This is a genomic window from Ottowia thiooxydans DSM 14619 (assembly GCF_000422885.1).
Lineage (GTDB): Bacteria > Pseudomonadota > Gammaproteobacteria > Burkholderiales > Burkholderiaceae_C > Ottowia > Ottowia thiooxydans.
Genome location: NZ_AUGX01000033.1, coordinates 64,597 through 71,433, shown reverse-complemented (window position 1 = coordinate 71,433; position 6,837 = coordinate 64,597). Strand labels below are relative to the sequence as shown.

6 protein-coding genes are annotated in these 6,837 nt (G+C 56.8%); 3 read left to right on the top strand and 3 right to left on the bottom strand.

The annotated features are described in order from the left end of the window. Positions 1-273: 273 nt before the first annotated feature. Positions 274-1,035 carry a sulfurtransferase gene (locus G518_RS0120910; protein ID WP_028604209.1) on the bottom strand — a complete coding sequence of 254 codons (762 nt, stop codon included), beginning with the start codon at positions 1,033-1,035 and terminating at the stop codon, positions 274-276. Positions 1,036-1,245: 210 nt separating this feature from the next. Here G518_RS0120910 and G518_RS0120900 point away from each other — a divergent pair, with 210 nt between their 5' ends. Together G518_RS0120900 and dusA are read left to right on the top strand one after the other, a co-directional pair. After that, on the top strand, positions 1,246-2,490 hold the full coding sequence (locus tag G518_RS0120900) for a hypothetical protein (protein WP_028604207.1): 1,245 nt from the start codon (positions 1,246-1,248) through the stop codon (positions 2,488-2,490). Between the two features lie 241 nt (positions 2,491-2,731). Beyond that, a complete protein-coding gene (gene dusA, locus G518_RS0120895) occupies positions 2,732-3,796 on the top strand; it encodes a tRNA dihydrouridine(20/20a) synthase DusA (RefSeq protein WP_084652062.1) in 1,065 nt (354 codons plus the stop codon). Between the two features lie 132 nt (positions 3,797-3,928). Here the strand turns inward: dusA and G518_RS0120890 are convergent, their stop codons facing one another. After that, entirely contained in the window at positions 3,929-5,125 is a 1,197-nt protein-coding gene (locus tag G518_RS0120890) for a hypothetical protein (protein WP_028604205.1), read from the bottom strand. Between the two features lie 192 nt (positions 5,126-5,317). On the opposite strand from G518_RS0120890, the gene G518_RS38680 reads away from it, so the two are divergent. Then, positions 5,318-5,752 (top strand): hypothetical protein, encoded by a 435-nt coding sequence (locus G518_RS38680; RefSeq protein ID WP_156909484.1) that lies wholly within the window; start codon positions 5,318-5,320, stop codon positions 5,750-5,752. A gap of 72 nt (positions 5,753-5,824) precedes the next feature. Here G518_RS38680 and G518_RS0120880 read toward each other — a convergent pair whose 3' ends face one another. Next, on the bottom strand, positions 5,825-6,784 hold the full coding sequence (locus G518_RS0120880; protein ID WP_028604204.1) for a hypothetical protein: 960 nt from the start codon (positions 6,782-6,784) through the stop codon (positions 5,825-5,827). Between the last annotated feature and the right edge of the window lie 53 nt (positions 6,785-6,837).

Below are 6,837 nucleotides of genomic sequence, written 5' to 3'. Positions count from 1 at the left end.
AGGGACACGGACTTGGGGTCGCATTTCTTTGGTTCCTTGCTTTGTGCGAGCAAAGAAAGGGACTGCGCTGCCGGGCGCATTCCCGGCCTCCGACCTAAAAAGAGCAACAGTAGGTGATTAGCAACCGAAGCGCTTAATCAAGCGCCGCTTGCCCCCTTCCCAACCTTCCCCTACGCCGGGCGCCCCCAGAGGGGGAAGGAGTAAATCCAGCTCACAGCCTTGGGTTCTGGGGTTCTCCGGGGCTCCGGGGCTCAGCCGGCAGGCACGCCTGTATCAGTCTTCATCTGAGGAAGAGGGAGAAGACGTTAAAGCACTCAGATCCTGCCCCAACGCCTCACGCTCATCAAACACAAAACAATTCCCCCGGTAATGAGCCCCATCAGTCTCCTCAAAGTACTTGAGGATGCCCCCTTCCAACTGGTACACATGCTCCAGCCCCACTTCCTGCATCAGGATGGCGGCCTTCTCACAGCGAATGCCACCAGTACAGAAGCTCACCACGGTTTTGCCCCGCAGATCCGCTTTATGGGCCTGCAGGGCAGCGGGAAATTCGGTGAACTTGTTGATGCGCCAATCGATGGCGTCTTTGAAAGTACCGTGGTCCACCTCGAAAGCATTGCGGGTGTCCAGAGTAACCACGGGGCGACCATCGTCGTCCACACCCTGTTCCAGCCAGCGCCGCACAGTGGCGGGCGCCACTGCGGGGGCGCGGCCATTCGCAGGGCGGATGGTGGGATGGTTCATACGGATGATCTCGCCTTTGACCTTCACCAGCATTTTGCGAAACGGCTGGGTGGCCGACCAGCTTTCCTTGGGCGCGATGTCGGCAAAGCGCGCGTCGTGGTGCAGCTTGGCCACGAAGCCACGCACCGCTTCGGCTGGCCCCGCCAAAAAGAGATTGATGCCTTCCTCGGCCAGCAAGATGGTGCCCTTGAGGCCAGCTGTCTGCGCGCGTTCTTGCAATAGCACGCGCAGGTTCTCGGCATCGGGCAGGGGGACGAATTTGTAGGCGGAGATGTTCAGGATCGGGTTCACCCGCTGATTTTAGGCCGGGGCGCCTGGTTTTTTGCCTTTTGCGAGCAGGCGCAGGATGTCTGAACTCCCTGCGTAACAGCAAGTTTATGAGGGAATCTACGCCGAATGGCCCATTGCGCGATGTCCATGGACTCCTCCATACTTCGCTCACGCGCCTGCGCGTACCGGCTATACGCGCCTGCGTGTGCTGGCTTCTGGGAGAAATTCATCATGCGCGCTTCCATGCACACGCTGTTGGCACTGGCAGTCTCCATTCCCTTGGGGCTTTCGGGTTGCGATAAAGCCGACGAGGTCACTGAGGCCCCGCCTTCGCCAGAGAACGCGTCGGAGTCATCTGCATCGATGCAAGCCCAGCAGCCCTTAGCCGCCATGCCAGCGGCCATTCAAGGAACCATTCAAGGAGCGCCGGAGCGCATCCAGGTTTCCCAGCCAGCGCCTATTCCTGCGCTGGACACGAGCACGATGGTTCCCGCACAGATCCTGGATCGCCAGGGTTTTCGCCAGCCCATGGTGGTTGCTGATCTTCAGATTCCAAAGGGCTGGCGCAGTATGGGGGGCGTGAGCTGGAACGACAACACGAATTGCGTCACCAATCAACTGCAATGGACCTGGACTGCACTGGCGCCTGACAGCCTGACCGCGATTGAAAAGCTTTCCGGCTTCAACTGGCAAGTACAGGGCACAGAAAACCAGTTCAACCCGTGTCCCTCGGCCCCGTTCCGCAATGCCCGTGCTTTTCTCGAATCGATGGCCATGCGCTTGCGGCCCGGTGCGCAGATCCTGCGTTACGAGGCTTGGCCAGAGGCGGCTCAACAGATGCAGCAAAAATCGCAGGGTAACGTGCGCTGGGATGCCGGGCAGTTGCTGATTGGCTACCAGCAAGAGGGCATACCTATGCATGAGCTGCTGAAGGCGGCCGTCAGTTTCACAGATCTGCAGGGCTCGATAGTGGGTGGTACAGGCACCGTAGACGCGCAGCGTGCGCCCGCGGGTCGGCTTGACCCCGCCTTGAATAAGCGCGTGGGTGACACCATTCGCCTCAATCCGCAATGGGCACAGGCGGCTCGCGAGCGTCAACAGGCGAGCATGAACAACCATCACACTCGCCAGAGCAACAGCATCAACGATTGGCACAATCGGCAAATGGCTGCTATCAATGCGCGTGGTGAAGCTGATCGCGCTGCCATTCGGATGCGGACAAACCGCGAGGTGGCAAACATCTATAGCCAGATTGCCGGTAACACCTCAGCCACCAACGATCGCATGCAGGATCGTTCCGTGCGCGCCATGCGCGAAGTCGATGCCTACCAGGGCGTGGATGGCCGCCGTGTGGAGTCCAGCATCCATGGCGGCAGCCGCGTTTTTCAAGACACCGGTAACCCGCAGCGCACGTACAGCACCGATGATCCATACCATCGTCCCCCGAATGCAGTAGAGCTCCAGCGCGTACGTTGAGCGGACTGGTGCTCCGCCATTACTTGCGAACGACCAAAGCCGTCTCAAGATTTTCTTCGTGGGAGGGACCTGGACATGTGGCGAGTCCCGTTTGGTGACTTTCGCTCCTCCTGGAGACCATCCTTTCGCCAGCATGTTGTAATTGTTCCCATGTGCTGGCCCGTCGTGGGCGGTGCTACATGACCGCCGTGTAGCATGAAATGCAGCACCCTGAGAACGAAATACGACGAAACGCACGGTAATGCACGGGAACGCTACAGAGAACAACCAGAGTCAAGCTGCTGACTCCAAAGAGCAAGCTGACAGACCAACGCCTTGGAAGTTGTCAGTTGCACCCATGCTCGACTGGACCGATAAGCACTGTCGGTTCCTGCATCGCTTGCTCACCAAGAACACGCTGCTCTACACCGAGATGGTGACCACTGGTGGTTTGCTCCATGGCGCTGAGCGCCGGCATCTGCGCATGGATGAGTGTGAGCATCCGGTGGCTCTTCAGTTGGGGGGAAGCGATCCCTCGGATCTGGCCCAATGCGCCCGCATTGGCGCTCGCTGGGGATATGACGAGATCAACCTGAACTGTGGCTGCCCTAGTGAACGCGTGCAGCGCGGAGCCTTTGGCGCCTGCTTGATGGCTGAACCAAAACTGGTAGCCGATGGGGTGAAGGCCATGGTTGATGCGGTGGATATCCCCGTGACCGTGAAGCACCGCATAGGCATAGACCGCGAAGAAAGCTATGAGTTTGTGCGCGATTTCGTTGGCACCGTGGGCATGGCTGGGTGCAACGTTTTCACGGTACATGCGCGTAATGCGTGGCTGAAAGGGTTGAGCCCCAAGGAAAACCGGGAGATCCCGCCGCTGCGTTATGAGCTTGTCTACCGGTTAAAGCGAGATTTTCCTGACTTCACCATCGTGCTGAATGGGGGTGTCACTACCAATGAGCAGATCACGGAGCATCTTCAACATGTAGACGGGGTCATGCTCGGGCGCGAGGCCTACCATCATCCCTGGATCATGAGTGACTGGGATGCCAGATTCTTAGGCGGCGAGCCTTGTAAGCTCTCGCAGGACGAAGTAGAGGCCGAGATGGTGGCCTATATGGTGCGTGATGCGATCGAAGATGGCACGCCCTGGTCGGCCATAGCCCGCCATATGCTTGGCTTGCACCATGGCCGGCGGGGCGCCAGGCTGTGGCGACAAGTGTGGAGTGATCACAAGCTGAAAACCGAATCACCGCTCAAGGTATGGGAGTTGGCTCGCTCGCATCTTCAGGCAAACTTGCAGGCAGACACGCAGGCCATTGCATAACAGCGTTTGTGAAGGCTCTTCCAGGCTTCGAATGGCCCGTGGGCGCGTTTGACGAGCGGCGCGCTGAGTAGCGATGGAGGCTCTGAAGGGGCTACAGGGCTGCACTGGGTCGGCTGTTCACAGCTACCAACGCTATTGAATGGTCTCTATATTGTCTTCAGATTCGACAGGGCTTGAGTACTGAGCCTGACGCTCGGCTTCGTGCAGCACATCCAGTGCTTTGCGACCGGCGGCCGTTTCCACGATCCCTATTCCAATCTGCGGCTTGAACGTGTGAGTTTTCGCGTCTGGTCCCAACACTTGCATGGACTGTGGCAACAGGGTGCGTAAGCGAGGGAGCGTGGAATTCGACCGTTCTTTAAGGCGCTCGGCATCTTGAACGATAACGAAACAGCGGGGGTGGTAGATGCCCACCACGCACCGAAAACCCACAATTCGGCGAATGCGCGCTGCCATCACTGGGAGAATCTGGGAGTCAGCCCCTCGCTCAACGGTGTCTGCCAACTCGTACAGATTACTGAGATAGATACATATCACGGTGGAGCGGTTTTGTTTGCGTCCGGTCGCCCAAAGGGTATGTTCCACCTTGGACACCAGGCTGGCTCCGCTAGGAAGGCCGGTGCTCGGCTCAACGGTAGGGTCAAGCCGGGCCAATTGCGCCAGCCGGCGATTTTCGTGATTGCGCAAGCTCACCAGCACAGAAGTCAAGAGGAAGTACGCCAGCGTCAAAACGGCTGTTAGTGCCCAAACACCTAGCCCGAGAGGAACTTCCAGCGCACGCAGGTACAAACCGGAGGTCATGAAAAACAGGAGGACGCACGCCACCGTCATCCAGCCCGCGAGGGGGTCTCCCAAGACTGCTGCCCGCGTCGTGACCCCAATGCCCAGCAATACCGCAAATAGGTTCACCAAAGCGGCGGCCAAGAGCACCTGTTCGAACTGATGGGGCGGTGCCAGTGCTGCGGAGACTGCCAATGCCAGACCCGCAAGCAATAGGGCGCGTGAGCCCCATAGAAGGAGGCGATGCACTGGCCGGTCTTCTCGGCTTCCGCCCATCCAGAGGTTCAGGTAAGAAAGCGTCAAGGCAGCTGAAAGGGGGCCTACGGATACCTTGGCAATGAGCCAGGCAAGCGTACTGACCTGGGGAAACAGCACCTCCGGCAGTCCACAAACGATGATCACCGAACTACCGGTTGCCGTGACAAACAGCACGTTCTTCAAAGTCCCGGGGCTCCGGCGATCAGAAAGAAACAGGCTCACGGTCAGGGCGAACAGCGTTAACAACCCACCAGCCAGCGCAGACCAAAGCGCGATTTCAGATATCGACATGCCGAGATTGTGACAAACCGTGGGTGTAAATGATAGAAAAAAGTTTCAATTTCTTTCTACTCATCGGACATCCGTAGTAAAAATTTACTTTTAAAGAGAGTATTTCCTGGCGGATGCTGCGTTGCCGTCCTACAGAAATAACCCGTTGTGAGAGCAAGAATAAGTCTAAAACCATCAAAAATGGAGTTAGCCATGAATGCATTTTCAGTTCCTAGTAGCCACCTCAGCATGGGCGCTTACTATCCGAAGGGGCACATCTTTGCCATGTTCGCAACCACTCAGGCGGCGCAGAGTGCTGCAGCGAAGGTGAGCGGGGTCGATAAGGTCGGCTCGGCTGCAGTCGCTTCGCCACAGGAGATCACGCAAGCGTTTGCTGCGCGGGCCGCAGAAGTAGGGGGGATGCCTTCCGTTGGGCGTGAAGATCAATTCATGGCGCGCTTCGTAGAACTGGCCGGCACGGGGAACGCCGGGCTTTTGATCGAAGTCAGCGGCGCCAGCCCCGATGCTATAAGCAAGGCCCTCCTGGATGCAGGCGCATTGCTTGCTTACTACTACCGGGCGTTAATCATCGACGAGCTAGTTGAGTTGACGGGCCGTACGGAAGCGGCAGCTGCCGGTAGGCTTTGAAGCGAAGCCTTGTCGATGAAGCGCCACTTCCGCATTTGGTCAGTGAGATTTTGAGCGCAAGCATCAAATGCTCTAAGGTTTCAGCACCTCTGCCACTGCAATACTTATTCTGTCTAATGGGCGGGTAACGTCTTTAAACACTATTTCCACATTAAACGGCTGAGCGGGCTGAGCAGGTTGTAGCCACAGCTCTCCCCAGAATTGTATGGCACTGCCGGTGAGTCCGGTGGCAGGCTCCTGGGGTGAGAAGATGATTGATAAACTTTCTTCTTCTAGTGCAAACGCGCCTTCTTCCGCATTAATTTCTTCAGGTTTCCAGGAAATTGGCTCGCCAGAGACGTCAAGGTGAACGTGATCATCAAAATCTCTGCTGAACGAAGCCATGAATGTTTGTTGATAACCATTTAAGGCAATTTGCTCTGGAATGGAAAATATGAACCCTTGGGCTGGCGGCAAGAGTTCCGAGTCTATTGCGAATCTAGCATCAATCTTACCTGCGGTGGCTTCAAATTTTGCAGCTTGAATTGCGTGTCGCCTACTGGCCTGATCGAATATTGAAAATGCAGATTTCCAATCTATGGATTGGCGCATTTTATTTTCAAGTTCATTTAGGGCTGTCGCTTCCGTGGGCGATATTTTTTCAGAACCATCGTTGGCAGCCAGGAAAAGCTTGTTTAACGCGCGCATTTCAATGAAATGTTCCTCGATTACTGGTTTTTCTATGTCCGGAAAGGGAATTTCATATGCATGAATTTCCTCAAAATCTCCGGCCTGATCCAACACCAACGGCGCTAACACCGGGGGCATGTGGCGCGGCGGCGGAGCCTGGCGAGGGTGAGCCGTCTCATCAATGTCTTCACGCGTTTCTAGCACGCCCTGGTGCAACGACTGGGCATCCCGACCATTGCCGACCGTGATTTGCAAGCCCTGGTCTGGAGCTTGAGTGGGGGCTGCCGGCAGCGTGAGGTTGTGGGACAGAGCACTGAACGTTTGGCTTGGGCCTGAAGTAGGACTGGCAGGGGGTGTTGGCATATTCGCTCGCTTTTGATGAAGCTTGGGCCGGGTAGAAAATTTGGAGATTTTTC